The organism is Actinomycetota bacterium, from assembly GCA_018334075.1.
Classification (GTDB): domain Bacteria; phylum Actinomycetota; class Coriobacteriia; order Anaerosomatales; family UBA912; genus JAGXSC01.
On the sequence record JAGXSC010000007.1, the window covers coordinates 18,091 to 36,934 of the forward strand.

Annotated in this window: 21 protein-coding genes, 1 tRNA gene and 1 pseudogene; 2 read left to right on the forward strand and 21 right to left on the reverse strand. The window is 56.0% G+C overall.

Annotated elements, in window-relative coordinates:
* Window positions 1-69: 69 nt before the first annotated feature.
* The 20 genes and pseudogenes from KGZ89_00635 to KGZ89_00730 all read right to left on the reverse strand — a co-directional run bounded on the left by KGZ89_00635 (window position 70) and on the right by KGZ89_00730 (window position 15,418).
* On the reverse strand, window positions 70-1,446 hold the full coding sequence (locus KGZ89_00635; protein MBS3973367.1) for a hypothetical protein: 1,377 nt from the start codon (window positions 1,444-1,446) through the stop codon (window positions 70-72).
* Entirely contained in the window at window positions 1,443-1,940 is a 498-nt protein-coding gene (locus KGZ89_00640; GenBank protein MBS3973368.1) for a transcriptional repressor, read from the reverse strand. Before KGZ89_00640 ends, KGZ89_00635 begins: the two co-directional genes overlap by 4 nt.
* Before the next feature lie 112 nt (window positions 1,941-2,052).
* Window positions 2,053-2,361, reverse strand: a complete 309-nt coding sequence (locus KGZ89_00645; protein MBS3973369.1) for a hypothetical protein — start codon at window positions 2,359-2,361, stop codon at window positions 2,053-2,055.
* Window positions 2,336-2,680: a hypothetical protein gene (locus KGZ89_00650; GenBank protein ID MBS3973370.1), complete on the reverse strand. Its 345-nt coding sequence runs from the start codon at window positions 2,678-2,680 to the stop codon at window positions 2,336-2,338. Before KGZ89_00650 ends, KGZ89_00645 begins: the two co-directional genes overlap by 26 nt.
* A 15-nt stretch (window positions 2,681-2,695) precedes the next feature.
* Window positions 2,696-3,293: pseudogene (locus KGZ89_00655) on the reverse strand (HupE/UreJ family protein).
* A 226-nt stretch (window positions 3,294-3,519) separates the two neighbouring features.
* Window positions 3,520-4,806, reverse strand: coding sequence for an adenylosuccinate synthase (locus KGZ89_00660; protein MBS3973371.1), 1,287 nt, complete (start codon window positions 4,804-4,806; stop codon window positions 3,520-3,522).
* Window positions 4,807-4,997: 191 nt separating this feature from the next.
* The gene (locus tag KGZ89_00665; protein MBS3973372.1) at window positions 4,998-6,377 is read right to left on the reverse strand and encodes an FAD-binding protein; all 1,380 of its coding nucleotides are present in this window, start codon (window positions 6,375-6,377) and stop codon (window positions 4,998-5,000) included.
* A 27-nt stretch (window positions 6,378-6,404) separates the two neighbouring features.
* Complete coding sequence (gene dnaB, locus KGZ89_00670) at window positions 6,405-7,793, reverse strand: replicative DNA helicase (protein ID MBS3973373.1); 1,389 nt, start codon at window positions 7,791-7,793, stop codon at window positions 6,405-6,407.
* Window positions 7,794-7,828: 35 nt separating this feature from the next.
* Complete coding sequence (gene rplI, locus KGZ89_00675; GenBank protein MBS3973374.1) at window positions 7,829-8,353, reverse strand: 50S ribosomal protein L9; 525 nt, start codon at window positions 8,351-8,353, stop codon at window positions 7,829-7,831.
* Between the two features lie 52 nt (window positions 8,354-8,405).
* Window positions 8,406-9,164 (reverse strand): DUF2232 domain-containing protein, encoded by a 759-nt coding sequence (locus tag KGZ89_00680; GenBank protein ID MBS3973375.1) that lies wholly within the window; start codon window positions 9,162-9,164, stop codon window positions 8,406-8,408.
* 108 nt (window positions 9,165-9,272) lie between these two features.
* A complete protein-coding gene (gene rpsR, locus KGZ89_00685; GenBank protein ID MBS3973376.1) occupies window positions 9,273-9,536 on the reverse strand; it encodes a 30S ribosomal protein S18 in 264 nt (87 codons plus the stop codon).
* Window positions 9,537-9,618: 82 nt separating this feature from the next.
* Window positions 9,619-10,035: a single-stranded DNA-binding protein gene (gene ssb, locus KGZ89_00690; GenBank protein ID MBS3973377.1), complete on the reverse strand. Its 417-nt coding sequence runs from the start codon at window positions 10,033-10,035 to the stop codon at window positions 9,619-9,621.
* A gap of 27 nt (window positions 10,036-10,062) precedes the next feature.
* Window positions 10,063-10,386: a 30S ribosomal protein S6 gene (locus KGZ89_00695; GenBank protein MBS3973378.1), complete on the reverse strand. Its 324-nt coding sequence runs from the start codon at window positions 10,384-10,386 to the stop codon at window positions 10,063-10,065.
* A gap of 81 nt (window positions 10,387-10,467) precedes the next feature.
* Window positions 10,468-11,526 (reverse strand): M23 family metallopeptidase, encoded by a 1,059-nt coding sequence (locus KGZ89_00700; protein MBS3973379.1) that lies wholly within the window; start codon window positions 11,524-11,526, stop codon window positions 10,468-10,470.
* Between the two features lie 168 nt (window positions 11,527-11,694).
* Window positions 11,695-11,770, reverse strand: a tRNA-Gly gene (locus tag KGZ89_00705).
* A 65-nt stretch (window positions 11,771-11,835) separates the two neighbouring features.
* Window positions 11,836-12,504 carry a TrkA family potassium uptake protein gene (locus tag KGZ89_00710; protein ID MBS3973380.1) on the reverse strand — a complete coding sequence of 223 codons (669 nt, stop codon included), beginning with the start codon at window positions 12,502-12,504 and terminating at the stop codon, window positions 11,836-11,838.
* Window positions 12,504-13,148 carry a TrkA family potassium uptake protein gene (locus KGZ89_00715; GenBank protein ID MBS3973381.1) on the reverse strand — a complete coding sequence of 215 codons (645 nt, stop codon included), beginning with the start codon at window positions 13,146-13,148 and terminating at the stop codon, window positions 12,504-12,506. Before KGZ89_00715 ends, KGZ89_00710 begins: the two co-directional genes overlap by 1 nt.
* 108 nt (window positions 13,149-13,256) lie before the next feature.
* Window positions 13,257-13,406, reverse strand: coding sequence for a hypothetical protein (locus KGZ89_00720; protein ID MBS3973382.1), 150 nt, complete (start codon window positions 13,404-13,406; stop codon window positions 13,257-13,259).
* Between the two features lie 111 nt (window positions 13,407-13,517).
* Window positions 13,518-14,204 carry a DUF1461 domain-containing protein gene (locus KGZ89_00725; GenBank protein MBS3973383.1) on the reverse strand — a complete coding sequence of 229 codons (687 nt, stop codon included), beginning with the start codon at window positions 14,202-14,204 and terminating at the stop codon, window positions 13,518-13,520.
* Entirely contained in the window at window positions 14,201-15,418 is a 1,218-nt protein-coding gene (locus KGZ89_00730; protein MBS3973384.1) for a GGDEF domain-containing protein, read from the reverse strand. Before KGZ89_00730 ends, KGZ89_00725 begins: the two co-directional genes overlap by 4 nt.
* A gap of 164 nt (window positions 15,419-15,582) precedes the next feature.
* On the opposite strand from KGZ89_00730, the gene ccsA reads away from it, so the two are divergent.
* Both ccsA and KGZ89_00740 read left to right on the forward strand, forming a co-directional pair.
* Entirely contained in the window at window positions 15,583-16,584 is a 1,002-nt protein-coding gene (gene ccsA, locus KGZ89_00735) for a cytochrome c biogenesis protein CcsA (GenBank protein ID MBS3973385.1), read from the forward strand.
* Window positions 16,581-17,216: a hypothetical protein gene (locus tag KGZ89_00740; GenBank protein MBS3973386.1), complete on the forward strand. Its 636-nt coding sequence runs from the start codon at window positions 16,581-16,583 to the stop codon at window positions 17,214-17,216. Before ccsA ends, KGZ89_00740 begins: the two co-directional genes overlap by 4 nt.
* A 60-nt stretch (window positions 17,217-17,276) precedes the next feature.
* Here the strand turns inward: KGZ89_00740 and KGZ89_00745 are convergent, their stop codons facing one another.
* The gene (locus KGZ89_00745) at window positions 17,277-18,842 is read right to left on the reverse strand and encodes a M28 family peptidase (GenBank protein MBS3973387.1); all 1,566 of its coding nucleotides are present in this window, start codon (window positions 18,840-18,842) and stop codon (window positions 17,277-17,279) included.
* Window positions 18,843-18,844 lie beyond the last annotated feature (2 nt).

Consider the following 18,844-nt stretch of genomic DNA (forward strand, 5'->3'; position numbering starts at 1 on the left):
ACCTATTTCATGCGAATAGTGCGTATTGGTGTTTTACCTAACTGTGCTCGCCGCAACGAGTCCTAAAGATCACCCACTGCTAGCCTTGCGCGCTCGCATGATCCACCAGGCGGCGAGTGCTGCCACAACCAGCCCCAATCCGCCGAGAATCCACCACACAAACTGATCACCGACGCCACCCAAAGACTGGCTCTCAGCACGACCGGCCGCATCTTTAGCCTCGGCACTTGCATATATCACCTGCGTAGCATCGGCCATCAGGGTTATGGGATTTTCCCTTCCTGCGCTCTCTGCCAGCTTTTCGGAGATCGAGCGATACTGCAACCTGGCAACAACGCTCGCCGAATCAGCGCCTTCGGGAAGGGCTGCCGTAAAGGTGATCTCTACTGACTCCCTCGGCGGAATTCTGTCATCGGACTGAACGCCTGTTGCGTCCCATATCTGCGCGGGATAGTTGCCTTGGGCATCCTTGAACACAGTTCCAAAAGCGCGTCTGGCAAGCTCTGTCTCCCCACCGGAAGAATCGACGGAGACAACCTCAAGCCACATCTGGCGAACATCGGTAAGTCCGGTCGGAAGATAGTGTCCGGCTCCGACGTTAGTGATTCTGACAACACCCGATTGCTCACCAGAAACAATCTCTGGGACACTGAGCTCGAGTTCAGCGGAGTTTTGCAGCATCGCTCGGGCGGCTTCAGGGTTTCCCCTCTCGACATGCGCACCCCAGAAGGTCATGCGGTGAATCGCCTCTCGCTCGGGCCCCATGGCCGCCACCCTGCCTGGCGAAGGCCCGATCTTTCCGGGAGCCTCGCTCATATGGCAGTCCTGACAGGTAACTCCTTCATCCGCCCATGGACTGTTCAGCCACTCTGTATATGTAGCTTCCAGCGCCAACCCGTTTACCGGATGATTGACGTTGTGACAGCCGCCGCAAAACTCTGAGCCCCTGTGAAACTCCGAGAGCCTCGCCGGATGGGGCGCCTGTGCGTCTTCAAGACCCCCTCCGTACACCCCGTCCAGCTGCACCCTTTGCGAGAGGTTCGTTATTGGCTCGTCAGTGCCAACGACCTGATGGCAGAAAGAGCAGCCTATTGAGTCTGCGGCTGCACCCGTCATCTGCTCAGCAGGCAGGCCAAGCTCTCCGGTCATGTATGCGGCCGGCCCATGGCAGCTGCGACAAAACGTCTCGATCTGGGCTCTCGTCTCGGGCTCCGCCTCATCGAGCTTGGCCTCAAACGTTGGGTTGAACGATGCCTTGCTGTGCAGCGACTGTTCCCACTGGCCGATGAACTCTGCATGACAGCTGCAGCCTTCTACTGGAGTGAAGTCTGCGGAAACAGCAATTCCATCCTCAATCGGCTGTCCTGATGCAAGCACTTGAGCCGGTAAGCTCAAGCTCGCCAACGTCAGCGCCAACGCCGCAATCGCAACTGCCACTCTTCTCATGATCGACCTCTCTCTTTCTCTACAGCAAGGTCATCTCGCTGACAGCAATTCGAGGCCTGACAGCTCTTGCATGTGCCCCTGAAATAGACCTCGACTCTTTCCACAACCCCAACTTGTGAGGCGCAGTCAGAGGAGCGAAATGCATCACGTTCGGAACTAATCACATTAACCACAGCCCCACACTTTATGCACACAAAATGATGGTGGCGGGAAATATCCGGGTCGTATCTGGCCGAGCCCGTCGCAACCATCATCCGATTGACTGCTCCACACTCGTGCAGAACCGATAGCGTTCGATACACGGTATCGAGGGAAACGGCAGGGACTCTTCGCCTTACCATGCCGTAGATAGTTTCGACGTCAGGGTGCTCCTCCGTCGCGGCGATCTCCCGAATTATTTCCAGACGTTGCCGGGTAAGCCTCATACCGCACCCTCGAAGCTCACTTGTCATCGCGAGTATTCGATCTTCGATAGTTTTCGCCGAGATAGGCAATTCGGATCCTGTCTAGTAATAATTCTTAGCTACGAGTATACCCAACCCCGAACATTAATCCCGTCGGAGGTTGGGTAGTTTTTGGCCAATATATAGCTGCCAGGCACATGCCCTATTGGACTTGATAAACCTGCTCGTAAAATCCGGAGACGTTCAACCTGACCGTTACGGGAGCCTCTCCGCGGTTGCGCCAAAACCAGCCGTGGGTTCCTGTGATCGGAGCCACGAAGGTGCCGCTTGCGCCCATCTGCTGCATCTCCGCCCAGTAGCTGGTAAATTGATCCGCCTGACCCGGTGGTTCGCCGTGCATGTCGAAGTTCACGGGCCCGCCTTCGCTGATCCACTCAAATACGAAGCTCTCGCCCTCGAGCATCTCCACCTTAACCTCGATGCCCTCATCCGGCTGCAGCACGAACTCCATCGAGATGGTTAACCTCGATGCCCTCATCCGGCTGCAGCACGAACTCCATCGAGATGGCGGTCTCTTCTTCGCCAGAAACGGCCTGCGCCGCGACCTCCACCGCGGTAAAGCCCAGTGTCTCGCCGAGCCCAGTCGGATCTATCCCGTATTCGGCCGGCAATATGGCAACGACCAGGACAATCGCCGCAACCAATAAAGAAATCGCACCGGCGCGGGCAAGTGAGGCGAGCGGGACCGGCGGAACTTCAACCTCATGATGCCCTGACGCTGCCTGCCTGCCTTCATCCGAATTCGTTGCTCGAGTGTTTCGTCTACTCATCGTCTGAGTTCTCCTTTATGAGGTGAAAAATCCTGTTAGCTGATATCCAACCAAAATCAAACCGACGGTCATCACTGCCATGTTCGCGAAAAACGCCTGCCTCGGGAAAGAACGGAAGCGGCGCCAGAAGCTTATGATGATCAGCATCGGCACTAGTGCCAGCACCTGTCCTATCTCAACACCTAGGCTGAAAGAAAGAAGGTTCGGGATCAGTATCTCGGAGGGAATCTCGAGCTTTTGAAACTGCGTAGACAGTCCGAACCCGTGAATGAATCCGAAAAACACCACTGCGGCCTTCGTGTTAGGCCTAAATCCCAGCACCTGTTTGAACGCGCCTACGTTGTCGAGCGCCTTATAAACTACCGACAGACCGATCACGGCGTCGACAATATAGGAATTAAGCCCCAACCCAAATAGCGAGCCGAGCATCAGTGTGGACATGTGGGCAAGCGCGAACAGGGAAACGTAGTGCCAAACACATGTGCTTCGCCCCCAGATAGATAAAGGGAGCGACCTGAACGCCCAGGTTTTCCTGAATGAAAGCTCTGTCGTCTGCGGCAACATCATGAGCGACAGCTTCGCTGGCGAACAATCCTACAATCAGCGGCACCAGCCCGGCTACCCAATAAAAAGGTATCTGTGGCTAGGCAAGTTTGACTTTAACGACAGCCTGTTTTGCACAGGCATCCTTTGGTCGGTCTGAAATGGTCGGCCTACTTACCTCCGGCAACGACCCCTCGGGATATTAGCATGACGCCCTCTTCGTGAAGTGAAAATTCTGTGAATTTTTGTTGTTGCCCTAAAGCCCCAAACTCACAAGATTGCCCTGACGAAGCCGGCTAACGAGTCTCCCAGCGACGCATGATCGTCTGCTCGCGACTTGGTCCTACAGCGATCATCGCAACGGGAACATCGGCTAATTCTTCGATAAGCTCGATGTAGTCTTTCGCTTCCGTTGGCAGGTCATCAAAGTTGCGGCATCCGCTAATATCCGTTTTCCAGCCCGGCATCTCTTCATAGACCGGCTTAGCGTGATGGAAGACCGTCTGATGGGGGGGCAGGTCATGGTATCTGCGCCCCTCATACTCATAGGCCACACAGACCTTTATGGTCTCGAGGCCGGAGAGAACATCGAGCTTGGTGATGATGAGATCGGTCAGGCCATTGATCCTGGAGGCATACTTGACGATCACCGCATCGTACCAACCAGCGCGTCTTTCCCTGCCGGTTGTTGTGCCATATTCATGACCAATCTCAATGAGTTGCCGCCCTATCGAGTCTGATAGCTCCGTCGGAAATGGCCCTGAACCAACACGCGTGATGTACGCCTTGGCGATGCCTAGAATCCGATTTATCCGCCGAGGCCCAACTCCAGCTCCGATGCAAGCCCCTCCCGCTACAGGGCTTGAGCTTGTGACGAAAGGATAGGTGCCATGATCCAGATCCAGCAAGGTCCCTTGGGCGCCCTCAAACAAGACCCACTGATTAGCATCGAGCGCTTTGTTGATGACAAGCGAGGTGTCCTCGACATGTGGCCTGATGCGATCCGCATAAACGAGATACTCCTGCGCGATCTGGTCAACAGTGTAAGGCGCCATACCGTATAGCTTCACAAGAATGTCGTTCTTTTCGGGTAGGGCGGCCTCAACTTTCTTGCGAAAAATATGCTCGTCGGTCAGGTCCTGTACCCGCAATCCCATTCGGGACGCCTTGTCCATATATGCCGGGCCAATTCCACGCCGAGTAGTTCCAATCTCCTGAGATCCCAACCTGTGCTCACTCGCCATGTCAAGATCGCGGTGATATGGCATGATCAGGTGCGCGTTGGAGCTGATCAGGAGTTTTCGGGTAGAAAGACCATCTGCTTCAAGTCTATCCATCTCTTCCAGTAGTACCTTGGGATCGATGACACACCCGTTCCCTATAACCGGGGTTATGTTCGGGTACATGATGCCGCTAGGAATCAGATGGAGCTTGATTGTTCTTCCAGCGTGCACGATCGTATGCCCGGCATTGTTGCCGCCCTGAAATCGCACAACATAATCAAAGTCGTCGGCGATCAGATCTGTGATCTTGCCTTTTCCTTCATCTCCCCACTGGGCCCCTACCAACACTATTCCAGCCATATACTTGAGACTCCCTGATATTGTTCGGCCCCGCGGATCCCTTCGCCGCTCCCAGGCCGGGCATTCATCCATCGCCTGGCGAATGCACGAGGTCCGCCTAGAGTGATGCGGACACCGCGCTAAGTATGCCCGAGGAATCCTCGGATGACCAGCAGATGTACGTAGTCGATCTATCTTGCATTGGCTATTGCCTATTGCTGCAACCGGACGACCGCTCGAGCGGCAACGATCCCGCTGGCGCTTGATTGCACAAGCCCCCTTGTCACTCCCGCGCCATCGCCAATCGCAAAAAGACCCTTGGTCTTGGTCATGAGGTTGGAATCCAGCTGGAGTCGTGACGAGTAGAACTTCACCTCTACGCCATAAAGAAGGGTTGTTGGCGCCGCTACGCCTGGCGCCAGTGCATCGAGGGCCTGAATGAACTCCAGAATGTCGACTAGATGCCTATACGGAATAACCGAAGCCAGATCGCCCGGCGTCGCGGACGCTAAGGTGGGGGTGACGACGGATTCGCTCAATCGCTTGTGCGTCGAACGACGACCGGCCTTAAGGTCGCCGAGGCGCTGGACCAAAATGCCCTCGCCAAGAAGATTGGCCAGCTTGGCTATGGATCGCCCATAGGTTATCGGCTCGTGAAACGGCTGCGTGAAGCTCTGACTTACCAGCACCGCGAAGTTCGTATACGGGGTCTTCTCCTCGCTCAGTGAGTGTCCATTGACAGTTACAATGTCTCCGTAATGCTCGGTGGTAACAACGCCATACGGATTCATGCAAAAAGTGCGAACCTTGTCTCCAAAGGCCCTGGAATAGTATGTGAGTTTGGCCTCATATAAGTGGGTTGTCAGCGGTTCGAGCACTGGCGCGGGACACTCGACGCGAACCCCGATATCGACGGCATTGTTAGACACCGGAATACCAATAGCTCTTGCCTGTTGCAGCAACCACTCGGCTCCCTCGCGTCCTGGCGCGAGAATGACTGCATTTGCGCTTAGGTGTGTCCCATCGGCGAGCGTCACTCCACTGACTCGATCATCTTGGACAAGGACGCTCTTTGCCATGGTCTTTGTTCTGATCTCAACGCCTGCAGACTCAAGCCAAGCTCGCATTTCGGCGAGAACACCCGGGGAGCGATCGGAGCCGAGATGGCGTAGCCGCATCGGAATGAGACTCATTTCGGCGAGAACAGCAAGTCTGCTCAAGCGCGCCACACTGTCAGGATCCGGCTCGATGACACTGGTGTCGGCCCCAAACCGCAACCACTGAGCATCGACATCGTCGATGAGGCTGTCCAGGAGCGGTGCCCCAACATAATCGCCCAGCCAACCGCCTATCTCGCCAGTGAGAGTAAGTTTCCCGTCAGAAAAGGCACCTGCCCCTCCCCAGCCCGTCGTGATCAAGCAGACAGGGCAACTCCTGCACTGACCCACCCTTGCAGGGCAAACCCTTTTGTCGAGGTCGTGTCCTTTCTCCAAAAGGAGTACCCGTCCCGCCCCTGCCCGTGCGAGCTCCAGCGCCGAGAAGATGCCAGCCGGACCCGATCCCACGATGATGACGTCATAGTGTGCGGTCATTTCGACCCCCGAACAACGACCTTATGCTTACGGCATCCTGTCCGTGTAACTGCTGAATTTCGTATAGCTTTCGTTAAACACAAGTTTGACCATTCCCGTAGGTCCATTTCGGTGCTTCGCAACAATAATGTCCGCAATTCCGGGGGGCGGCCTGTCCTCGTCATCATCGGTCCCCGCGCGCGGATCAGTGTTTCGGTCGATGAAAATCACGACGTCCGCGTCCTGTTCGATGGCCCCGGATTCCCTAAGATCTGAGAGCTGTGGCCTTTTACCGGCCCTCTGCTCGACTGCACGTGACAGCTGAGACAGCGCGATTATTGGAACCTTGAGCTCCTTTGCCAGTATCTTCAGGCCACGGCTGATTTCAGCAATTTCTGTCTGGCGGTTCTCGGAGCGACGGCTTTGCGGCTGCATTAGCTGAAGATAGTCGACGATTATCAGTCCTTCTTGCTTATCGCGCAGAAGGCGTCGGGCCTTGGCTCTGACCTCCAGAATAGAAGTAGCCGCTGTGTCATCGACAAAGAGATCCAGCTCGGCAAGCTGCCCCATAGCTCGATGGATGTTGCCCCAATCCGGGTCTTTGATATGCCCTGTCCTCACATCCTGCGAGTTGATGCGAGCCTCCGAGCAAAGAACTCGCTGGATAAGTTGCTCTGCAGACATTTCCAAACTGAAGAGCGCTACCGTAACTTTTTCTTTGGCAGCGTTCACCGCGATATTTAGCGCAAGGGCTGTTTTTCCGACAGAGGGACGAGCAGCAAGAATAATCAGGTCACTTCTGTGCAAGCCCGCCAGCAAGTTATCCAAATCCTTGAAGCCCGTCGGCACCCCTGTTATGTGAGCTTTGCGCTCAAACAGCTCCTCTAGCTGCTTGAAAGAAAGTTCGAGAAGCTCTTCTACAGCGCGAAAATTTCCCGAGATACGCTTGTTCGTGATTTGAAAGATCAAACGCTCTGCCTCTTCGGCGACTTCGCGCAGGTCATCCGGGGCTTCGTATCCCAGATTGACAATCCGGGTCCCCGCCCCGATAAGGCCCCGAAGCATTGCCGTTCTAGCAACAATCTCGGCATACCTGCTGGCATTGGCCACTATAGGCACAACCTGGGTGATGTCGATCAGATACGACTTGCCGCCGACCTCATCAAGCTCACCTGTGGACTCCAGCCTGTCCGCCACACTGAGGTGGTCTACCGGTATACCAGCGTTTTGAAGATGCTCCGCCGCCCGAAATATTTTGCCATGCGCCGGGCGATAGAAGTCGTCTGCCGACAGCAGCAACAGTGCGCTCTCTATGGCTTCGCGCGAAAGAAACATTGAGCCCAGCACCGCCTGCTCGGCCTCCACGTTATGTGGAGGCACCAGACTGGGATGACCTCCCATGCCCGCATCACGCTTCTTGGCCACGCGCTCCGGCATCTGTCACCCTCCGCTAGACGTATTCAGGAACTGCTTTAAGAGAGTTCGGTATCCGCCGGGCTCTCGCTTGACGCCTCTTCATCAGCCTGAGCCTTCGGGGCGTCGACAGGGCTGCTTTCATCAACCACGCGAACGATCACTTCAGCCTTGGCCTCTTTGTGCACGCGGACAGCCACGCGATGCTCGCCGATCTCTTTGATGTGAGCAGGAGCATCCATCTTGCGCCTGTCAATTTCCACACCAAGCTGCTCAAGAATGGCCTCTTCGATCATCTGAGATGTAATCGAACCGTATAGACGGCCGGCCTCTCCTACCTTGATGGGGATCACGACCTCTTTCCCATCGATCGATGCGACAAAAGTGTTGGCCTCCGCGAGCCTGGCATCTTCGCGCTTGCGAATGTTGCGCATGCGCTGCTCAAGCTGCTTCAGGTTCCCGCTAGTAGCTTCTACCGCCATCTTGTTTGGAAACAAGTAGTTGACGGCGAATCCGCGAGCGACCTCGACAACATCCCCTTCGCCGCCTCTGCCCTTTACTTCCTGTGTAAGGATGACCTTCATCTTTGCTCCTTCTTCAGGGCCGAGCGCAAGCCCGGCCCAATCACTTTCCATCCTATAGACTATTATTCAATGCTTCCGATGACTGAGAGCCCGATGCATCTTCTCTATTCAGTTTGCGGAAGTTGAGCCAAAAATCAAGCAACCCTGCAATACTCACTATCCAAGTCGGCCCATCAATAATAAAGGCCATAACGCCAACAAAAAACAGTCCTCTGCGACCAATGTTCATAGGCCTCAAGAAGAAAGCCACCACAGCAAAACCCTGCAAAAACAGGATGACCTTGGTCGCAAGCAACAAACCAAATCCAAGATCAGTCAACATGCCGTCGCCGATATTCAAGATGCGCCCGGATGCTCCAAGCGCCAGCGCAAGAACGAGTGGCCACAGCATGTGAGGGCTAAAGTCCAGATTTGCTATCCCTGGGGACCCTTTTAGCTTAACGCCTGCCCTACGAGCCGCCCACAGAATTGCTAAAACAACGGGTATGGCCGCCACAAAAGCTTCAGCTGCAGCCGCCAGCGTCTCCCTGGCTAACTCGGTATAAACCTGCCCCGCCAGCCATGGAATCACCAAGTCCCGTGCCACAAAAGATACCGCCAGCACTGGGGCAAGGCAAACGATGACAGCATATGGGTCGTGTCGACGCAAAGCCACAATCGCAATCAAGATTGCCGTAATGGCCGGGATAATGGCTAGCAACTCTGTTGTAGTCAAAATTAACCCGACCACGGCAGACGACAGCACTGAAATAACTACTGCCGCTATCATCCGCTCCATATACACAAGCCCTGCAAACGCCGCCGCGATCATCGGTAGCCCGACTAAGGGAAGCGGGGCTGCGAGAATCGCCCCGCCCAAGCACGCCAACGAAAGCAGAATTGTGTCGCGCATTCGATACTGGCCCTGCATCGCCTGGGATTACCTGCGTCCTCTACTATCGACTCGCCCACTGATCACCGGAACCGCATATGGAATCAGCGCCATCTCTCTGGATCGCTTAACGGCGATCGACAACCTGTGCTGATGTTGTGCACAGTTGCCTGTAACCCGCCGCGGCTTGATTTTGCCTCGGTCGGTGATAAATTTACGAAGCAGCTGCACGTCCTTGTAGTCGATGTAATCGGCCTTGTCTTTACAAAAGACACAATACTTGCGTCTTGGCTTGCGTGCATAATCTGACATTTCTCTATCCTCCTTTCGCGCCTAAACCAGGCACCTTTCCTGACATTTGGGACAAAGACACCGGGCCGAAGTTTCATCGAGCCTAAAACGGTATCTCATCATCTGTTGAGCCTCCGGGGTGTGCAGGCGCAGAATCAACTTGGTCAGCCCTGTCTCCGGAACCGCTGTTCCGTGATGACAAAAACTCGACCTCATCGGCGACTACCTCTATCTTGGAGCGCTTCTCTCCCTGCGGGGTTTCCCACGACGACCAGCGAAGCTTTCCTTCAATGGCGACCTTCGACCCCTTCGACAGGAAACGAGTAAGGGCTTCAGCCCTAGCTCCAAAGACGGTCACGTCCACAAAGTTGGGCACGTCTTCCCACTCGCCGGTCTGCTGATTCTTGCGACGATCGTTGACTGCAATTCCCAACTTGAGAACCGCCATGCCGCTCGACGTCGACCTCAGCTCAGGGTCTCGGGTCAGGTTTCCCGTCAATACCACTCGATTGATGCTCATCTGTATCACCTTCTCGTTCGCACATTGTCACTGTTGTTCCAGTGGCGCTCCAGCAGGCAGCTGGTCCTTGTCTTCTCGACGCACCAGCATGTAGCGCACGACTGGGTCTGTAATGTGCAGCACGCGGTCGATCTCTGCGATAGCAGACGGTTCGGCCCTGAAGTTCACCACGACATAGTCGCCTTCGGTGAGTTTCTGAATCTCAAATGCAAGACGGCGCTTGCCCCAAGAATCAATGGAATCAACAGCGCCATTAGCAGAAACGAGTCCCTCTACCTTCTCAAGAAGGGCGGCGCGAGCCTCCTCCTCGAGAGCAGGATTGAGTAATAGCATAAGTTCGTAAGCCTTCATCATTCACCTCCTCTGGGCTTCGGCGGCTCCGGATCTGAAGGCTAATCATGTCCGGAGCAGGAAATGAGCTTGGGCAGTGTATCATCGGCAGACCGCGGCTGCAAGGTCATCGTCTCTTACCGACATCACTGCCTCGCCGGAATTAGTCGGCCGGCGACGCCAAAGTGGCCATAACCCCAAAGCGGCCATCCCTATCGATAAACCCGATAGCCGCCATGAGACAGGACTCCTTCTCTCTTTAGCCACGCCTGTCAACGTGAGGCATGGCTGGGCAGATTTATCCGCTGCAAGCTCTCGAAGATATGAGGACTGAGCGGTTCTCGACTCCTGCGCCTGAGCGGGCGAAACGGCAACCTGATCCTGCGCCTGTATGGGCGGAACGGTAGCCTGATCCAGCGTGTGAATCTCGATTGGCCTGCTCGAGGCCGTCTGCGCCAGCTCCCCTTGGGCGCCTTTGTTAATAGCTCCCTGTGCGATTTGCCCTGCCGGAACAGTTGAACCTATCGCGCTTGGACCTTTGACGGTATTAGTCACCGGGACAATCGGGGCTTGGGCCAAAACCTGTCCCTGAAATACGGGGGCCCGAAAAGTCGTGGGTATCTGCGTGTTTGAGGCGGCAGGCTCGACCAAATTCACCTCTGGAGCAACCTGAATGCTCGCGGATCCTGGCGATATGAGAAAAAGCATTGGATCCAGGTAGGTCCCCTCTCTGCGAACGCTGACATGCAGATGCGGGCGCGAGGTGGACTCGCCGGCGCTTTCACCCAAAACGCCAATCTTATCCCCGGCGCTAACCGTTTGACCCCTAGATACAACAATCCCTGTCAGCGGAAGAGAGGTAATTCTAAGTCCTCCGCCAAAATCAATGGTTACGGCCCCACGGGTACCCCCGCCCGGGGCTGGAACCCTGCCTGCGAACGAAACTACTCCATCCTGAGCCGCGAGAACTGTATCGCCCGGCTCGGCCAAAAGATCAACTCCGCTATGGGTGACGCTACGCCCGTCGCGAGTGTATGAGCTGCCATATTCCAGCAGTATCTCGGCGTGGCCAGCCAGCGGCCAGGATGCCATAGCTGTAGCTGGCGAAAACATCAGTCCTGCCAGCACTGTGGCCATTGCACGCGATAGTAGTCTTGTCATTTTCGCCCCCGACCGATCGGTTCACCGGGAGGGAGCGGCGAACAAAGTGGTGATGCCTACACGTACACATGTTCGCTTTGCGCTTAGGTATTCCTGCAGACATCTGACAAGCGGAACCCTGAAAGAGATGAGCGGGACCTGCCGAGACAAACGGCCGCCGGGGATAGTTGGAGCGGGCAACGGGTCTCGAACCCGCGACCTACAGCTTGGGAAGCTGTCGCTCTACCAACTGAGCTATGCCCGCACCCTGAAGCATTGTAGCCTTACGCACGAAGGCTTCGCAAACAGATCGCCAGGGTCCAGCTCTGGCTACTCGCCGGTAAGCGCTTTCTTCAGATCGCGCTCGCGCTCGACGTTGGTAAACGCGATAACCACATCTCCCGGCTGCAGTCTTGTGTCGCCACGAACCGTGATGACTTCATCTTCACCCCTGATGATCGCCATCAGAACGCAGTCGCCGGGCAGGTTCAGTGACGCGACCTCTTTGTCACAAACCACACACCTGTCGACCGGCAACTCAACCTCAACAATCGCCATCTTTCCTCGGCGAAGCGCGATCAAGGTCCGAATATCGCCGATAGTAGCTTCTTCCTCGATCATTCTGGAAATAATGGTGGTCGAAGAGATCGCCTCGATACCCAGGACGTTGAATATGCGTTCGTTCTTGGGGTTGTTCACTCTTGCCAGCACACGCGGAGTGCCAAAAGCAACCTTTACGAGCTGGCACGCGACGAGATTGTCATCGTCATCGCCAGTAGCCGCCACAAATACGTCCGCGCGCGCGGCGCCTGCGTCCTCCTGGTACTGTGCATCACACCCGTCACCTACCACGACAAGGGCGCCTTCGGGCAACTCGACTACCAGCTTCTCGGCAATGTTGGCGCGCTTCTCGATCAACGCGACCTGATGGCCAGAGTCAAGCATCGTCTTTGCAAGATACGAGCCGACCTTTCCGCCGCCATTTATCACGATATACACTATCGCCCCTCCATGTATTCACTGACCTGATGGAAGTACTCTTCCTTGATCGCAGCGAGCACAATGTCTCCGGCCCTCACAATCGTGTCCGCATCGGGCACATGCATCGAGTCGCCGCGCGCGATCGCCGCCACCCTGAACTGACCTTTTATCTCCAGGTCCTTCACGCTGCGACCATCCATCTTTGGGTTTGCCTTGAAACTGATTATCTCGACGTCCCCTAGGCTGGCAATATGGTGCTCGTGGCCTGCGTGGATCTTGTCAAGAAGAGTCTCGGCAACGAGGGTGGTTCCGCAGACGTAATCCAGATCCAGCTGAATATAGGTACGTTCGCGAAGCGGGTTGTAAAGACGAGCCACAACATGGGGGACATTAAATATCTTGCGGGCAACCTCAGCGGCCATCAGGTTTGTGTTGTCGAGGTTTGTGACGGCCGCAAAGGCGTCGCAACTCCCAATGCCCGCCTCTTCGAGTATCTCCGCATCGAAGCCGACACCCTTGATGGTGACCCCATTAAAGCTACTACCCAAGCGCTTGAATGCTTCTGGCTCCTTGTCGATCACGACTACGTTGTGCCCCTCGACTGACAGCAAAGTGGCCAGCTGTGAACCGACCCTGCCACATCCGACAACGATGACATTCATTTAGTCGCCTGCTCTCAGCTTAGCAATGCATAAACCAGGATAACGAGAGACGCCCGAGCCCCAAGGGGAGCCGGGCGTCTTCACCTTGAAGCCCTACACTCTTGCGAGCTAAGATTTGCCGATCTTGAATATCTTGGTTCCACATGACGGGCAGATCCCCTGCGTAGCCGGACGCCCGTTTTTCATCACAATGTCTTGCGCGTCCTTGATCTCACGCTTCTCCTTGCACTTTACACAGTAACCTTCCTTAGCTGCCATGCACGGCTCCTTTCTGATTCCTGCCACAAGTTAATATTCCCTGCCGGAATCCACTTCCGGCGTACAGCCGAAGCTAAGTCTACACCTCTTTGCGAGCTTTTCACACACTCATCACGCTGAAAGCCTGTTCCTGGGAGTCTCAATGCGCCTGGATATAACCCACAGACAGCCCGCAATCAGCATCGAGGTTCCCGCCCACAGCGCCCCTGCAAGCATCCAAAACCGCTCGGGAAATAACTGCACCAACAGCTCCTCGGCGGGAAAAAGCCAGGTTCCCTCGGCAAAAAGCGGCTTGTGGAAGTAAGCAAACAGGGTGTCAAAATCCATCACCGCGCCGATAAGTGCGAGCGCGAACAGCATAAATATCGTCGCACTCGCACACCTGCAGGCGAACGCCACGAGAGAGTGCTGTCGCTGCACCAGGCGCACGATCAGCCACACTGCAAATACCAGCCCTAAGGCGACGCTGGCCCACCTCGTTACTGCAAAAACCGCCCGAACATCGTCGAGATGGGCAACGGCTCGATGAGTGAACCCTTCGTGCAAAGCCCCTTCGCTGTCCTCGACAGTCGAGGGCAAGGGAGCAGGCGGGGCGATATCCGCCACATACGCTCGAACCTGCTCGGCAACGCTCAGCGCATCTTGCTGCGTCAAGCCTGTGATGTTCGCGCTGTCGGCGGCCTTCACGAGTGTGGCTGTCACCTGAGGGACCGTAAGCGCGAGGACCACGGCACTGGACAGGCAAAGCGCAAGGACCGCGCCGACAAACACCCCCTCCATCCTGGCGAGAGCTCTCATTGTGACCTGCCTGTGACGCAAACCTGATTCCCTCCCGCAGACAAAGCCTCTTGCACGGCGTTATCTGCGGCAGCAAGCAGGTCTTGCGCGATCCAACCTTCGAACTGGGTGGATGCCGCCCCTATACTTGCGGTCACGCCCGCATCCTCAACCCTCACGCTCTCGATGGCGCAGCGTACGGACTCGGCGACTCCAGCAACATACTCAAGCGTCGGCGGATTAGACAGCGAGTCTTGAGTCAGAATGACCGCGAACTCTTCGCCGCCGTACCGGGCAACGAGGTTCGTCTCTCTGCTCGAAGCTGCGCTGCACTCTTGAACTATCGCTCTGATGGCCTCCGAGATCGCGAGCAGTAAGCGGTCTCCGTGCGAAAAGCCAAGCGCCCTGTTGAAGCTCGCGAAGTCATCGAGGTCGATTAGCAACAAAGCCACATTACGAGAGTCTTTCTCGGCGCGAAAAAGCTCGCTGCCGAGGGCCTGGTTGAAATAGGCTCGATCGTGCAAACCCGTCTTGCTGTCGATGATAGAGCCCTTGGCCAGTCCCTCTTCCCGGACTCTCAAAGCCGACATCATCATCGTGCTAACCGATGCGGCACCAAAAAGTACCGTTGCTTGCCACAGATAGGTGACGAACACGAAAGTGAAGTCCCGGTGCAAATCAGCGAGGACAAAGGGCACACTGATATCGGGCAGGAGCTGGGCGTAGACTCCCCATATCACGATACCGTTAAGCGCAAGGCAAAACGCCGCCATCGCCCACGTCTGCCACCTTCTCGGCAGGATGAGCGCGGCCTCCAGCACAAACAGCATATACATCGCCCAGAACGCCGAGTGAGCTCCGCCGGAGTAGTAAACCAGCACCGCGACGACCATCGCATCGAACATCAGCTGCGCGTGATTGAGAATCGCGATGTTACCGAGCCTGCGATAGGTCAGCTGGTAGAAGGTGTTGTAGGCGAGCATAAAGACCATCGCGACCACAGGCGTGGCCAGATTATGCGCTATGTTTTCGAGAGGTGCCTGTCGCGTATAGGCCCAGGCGCCGAGCACCGAATATACGCCGAGAGCCGCAACGAGAAGCCACCTGACCTTGATAACCAGGCCTACCCGCTCGATATTGGCGTGAAGCGCCTCTATGTCATATCGCGAAGGGTCTTCCCTCCACGAAATTTTCAGTTGGCGCACAGCCCTTTTAAGGTACTTGGACAAGCTCATGGCATCAGCCTTCCAGGGTGCACACTTTGCCAATCAAGTCCCTGCCTGACCGGACGTCCGCGGGCGTCCTACAGTTTATCCATGAAATTAACACACTCGCAAACCTTAGTTTCGAATACTCCTACGTTATACTGTCTCGAAATACCCGATGCGAGGAGTGACTTGTGGACGTACAGGCCACCGCAACAGCAATAGGCGAGACGATCGAAACACTTGCTCGACTTGGCGGACCTATAGAAATCATCATGATAGCACTCTCCGTCGCAATGCTGGCCCTTGCCCTTGTGCCTACTCTAAGGCGGTGGCTGCGAGCTGGATTTGCCGTCACAGCTGCCGTGCTGCTCGTCGGCGAGGCGCTGTTGATCTGGTTTCACTGGCGACTATACCAGTTGTGCGTCGTAGTTAACCCCGAGACAGGCGAGATCGTTGGCCGTATGGCCGTTCCGCTATGGGTAGAATCCGAGAAACTCTATTTCTGGGCGCTTTTGCTCGCTGTCCTAGGTGCTGTGCTTGTAAGGCATCGCGCTGAGCTGCTACCTGGAGCTGCCATACTTACGAGTATCTTGATGTTCGCCGCCGCCACCTCGGGCAATCCTTTCACTGAGCCGTTGCCGCGCTTTTTCGGCCTGTATGGCGGGTACCTCCAGGCGATGGCTTCAGGAGTTCCCGCGATCGCCATGGACGGCTTCCAGCGAATAGAAGGATCTCGGCAGTTCTTCTATAACACCTGGTACATGTGGGTTCATCCGCCGATGCTCTTTTTGAGCTACGCCGCCTTCGCACTCGCATTCATCGCGACAATCCAGATGGTCCTAAAGCGCCACTCATCGTTCGAGACGACTGCGTATCGATGGACCCGATTTGGCTACCTCCAGCTGACCGCCGGATTGCTCGTAGGATTTCCCTGGGCTGTGATGGCTTGGGAGGGGGCGTCCTGGTGGTGGTCGGGCAAGGTCAACATGTCCATCATGATGTGGCTGCTGTACACGGCTGTGTTGCACGCGCGCCTCTATCTGCGTAAGCGCGGTATGTGGAAAACGGTTGCCGCGCTTGGACTTACCTCATTTATCGTCCTGGTGCTGACCTACCTGTCTTCCTACGTCGTTCCCGGCGCTCATGCGTATGTTGCCAGCCTGATGGTTCCGCTTATCGGAGGTAAAGCATGAAGCATCTGTTGCACAGTCGAAATTGGGACTACATGCTGATAGTTCTGACCGTAATGCTCCTCGTAGGCCTGGGGGTTCAATCGTTTATTGGAACCGCATACGTCTGGTGGGCGCATACCTACGTCCCGGGCTTTGGGGCCACAGGTTACCCTGAATACATCGAGGCCATGAATATCATCGCAGCCCCTATGATGGTACTGCTTGTCATCGCCATGGGTCTCTGCGTTCCAAAACGCCTGTTTTCCAGGACGGCACTAACGGCCGTCTCGATTGGAATGCTGATAGCGGGGATTGCCACGTGGGCGATTACGGGGTCGTTTGCCAACGGCGTCGCTGCCTACTTAGTGCTTGCCGGGCTGATACAAGCGGCCGTGGTTGCTACGACCATCATCGGAGGAAGAGCGCCTTCCTACTTTACCCAGGGACGAATAATCAAGATCGGCTCCGGCCTGCTGCATCTCGGCTTTATCATGTTCGCCGTAGTCACGGTCGCACTGCAGCAATCCGCGATCATGCTGCCTGTATTCTGGACATCCACCGCCTTGATGGTTATCGGATCGATCATGACCTTCTACTCCGAGAACCTGACGCCGAAACGAAAAGTGGAGGCCGAGGGCGAGGTCTCTTTCTAGGCAGACTCATCTGGCCTTTGGGCGCAACCCAGGCGCATGCGGGCGCTTGATATATCGCGCCTAGAGTTCGCGGATTATGCCGGTCACCAGCTTGACCGCTGATTCCACGTTTTCTGGTTGCACGTTTTCGCTAACATCGCTGTGCCAACGCCAGTTCAAAATACGCCCATTGATGTCAAACGCCATGATGCTTATGGCTTTAAGGCGTCTGGCCAGTGCAGGGGTCGCATCGGTCGAAACACCTCGGTACTCCCGACCTTTTGCAAGAATCTCTTCGTCGCGAGAAACCTTGCGCGCCAGTGAGATGAGGCGCCTATCGCTCGCGTAGCGGCTGGCCGCTCCCTCACGGGTGACCCAGTGCAAATTGCCAGCTCCTACGCTGTCGAGATTGATGATGTATGCGTCCCGCAAGTCATCACCATATTCGTCGAGGAACGCCCTCATTCCCCAAGCTCCCGACTCATGGGCCCCGGTCGCAACAAACCAAAGCTCCTTGTCCACAACACTTCGATCGATACGCTCGGTCACTCGCTGACGGATGCGTGCGGCCTCATTTGCGGGGAAGTCCGGATCCCCGATTGGATCATCGCCCGCCCATCCCCGCAATGTGCCGAACTCTTCGTCCTCGTCGTCATCCTCAAAGTTGTCCCAGTGCCCGATGTCTTTACCGGCCTTGCGGGCATCAAACTCAGGATCTACCCCCAGCCAGCCACTTACTGCCGCTTTACTCGGCGGCTCCGAGCCCTTTTTCCGGGGAGTCTCAACCCACTGAAAGTCATCCGGAAGCTCTTCCTCGTAACTTGCCTGCTCCGGCGCCGACTCCTGGCTCCCCTCCGAACCCCGATAATCGACCTGTAGGGGTCGAAGGGGCTGTGTCGGCATCTTAACTCCGCCATCGGGTTCAGGAACAAGGGCCTCAGCAAGGCCGAGAAGAGCCGCCACCCCGGATGCATTGTCGTTGGCCCCATCGGTCCCGCGCATCAGCAACTCACGATGGATGTTGATTGCCAAGGGGATAAGCAGACACGCTGCCACGACCAGCGTTGCGTACCACAGGTATGGATCCGCAATCCTCGTTGCAGCCAGGTTATCGACGAATATCATGACCGGCACCAGAAATGTGCACCCTTTCATGATCGCAATCAGTGCAGGGAAGCGCTTCGCCATCGACGGCGATGAGGCGAGCGACGCTCTTGCGGAGTCATAGTGAGCCACGAGCACAACTCGCTTGACCTTCTCGGCACGCCTGGTCTTTGGTATGTGTCTGGCGATGATATTCTGGCTTGGGCCTTTGGGCATGATGCCGGAGAGTCCGAAGCGCATGTCCAGATCGAGCCAGATGAAGACGGCTGCGATGGCGGCCGCACCGAAAAGAATCCATCGAAGCGGGTCCCAGACCTCGGCCCAGTAGAGCAACCCAACCGAGGCTATAGTCAGAAGATGATAGATGGAATACCCCCAGGAGGCGGTTCGCGGAGACTCAAACTCCTGGCGCGTCACTTCCAGCCCGCGGGAACGAAACACGTCCTCGATATAGTCTCCCGCCATAGCTTCAGCATCAGTGGTAGCCGGGCGGGGGCCGATACGATCGGCTAATTCCGTCACATGACGAGCAGCCTCAGACATTG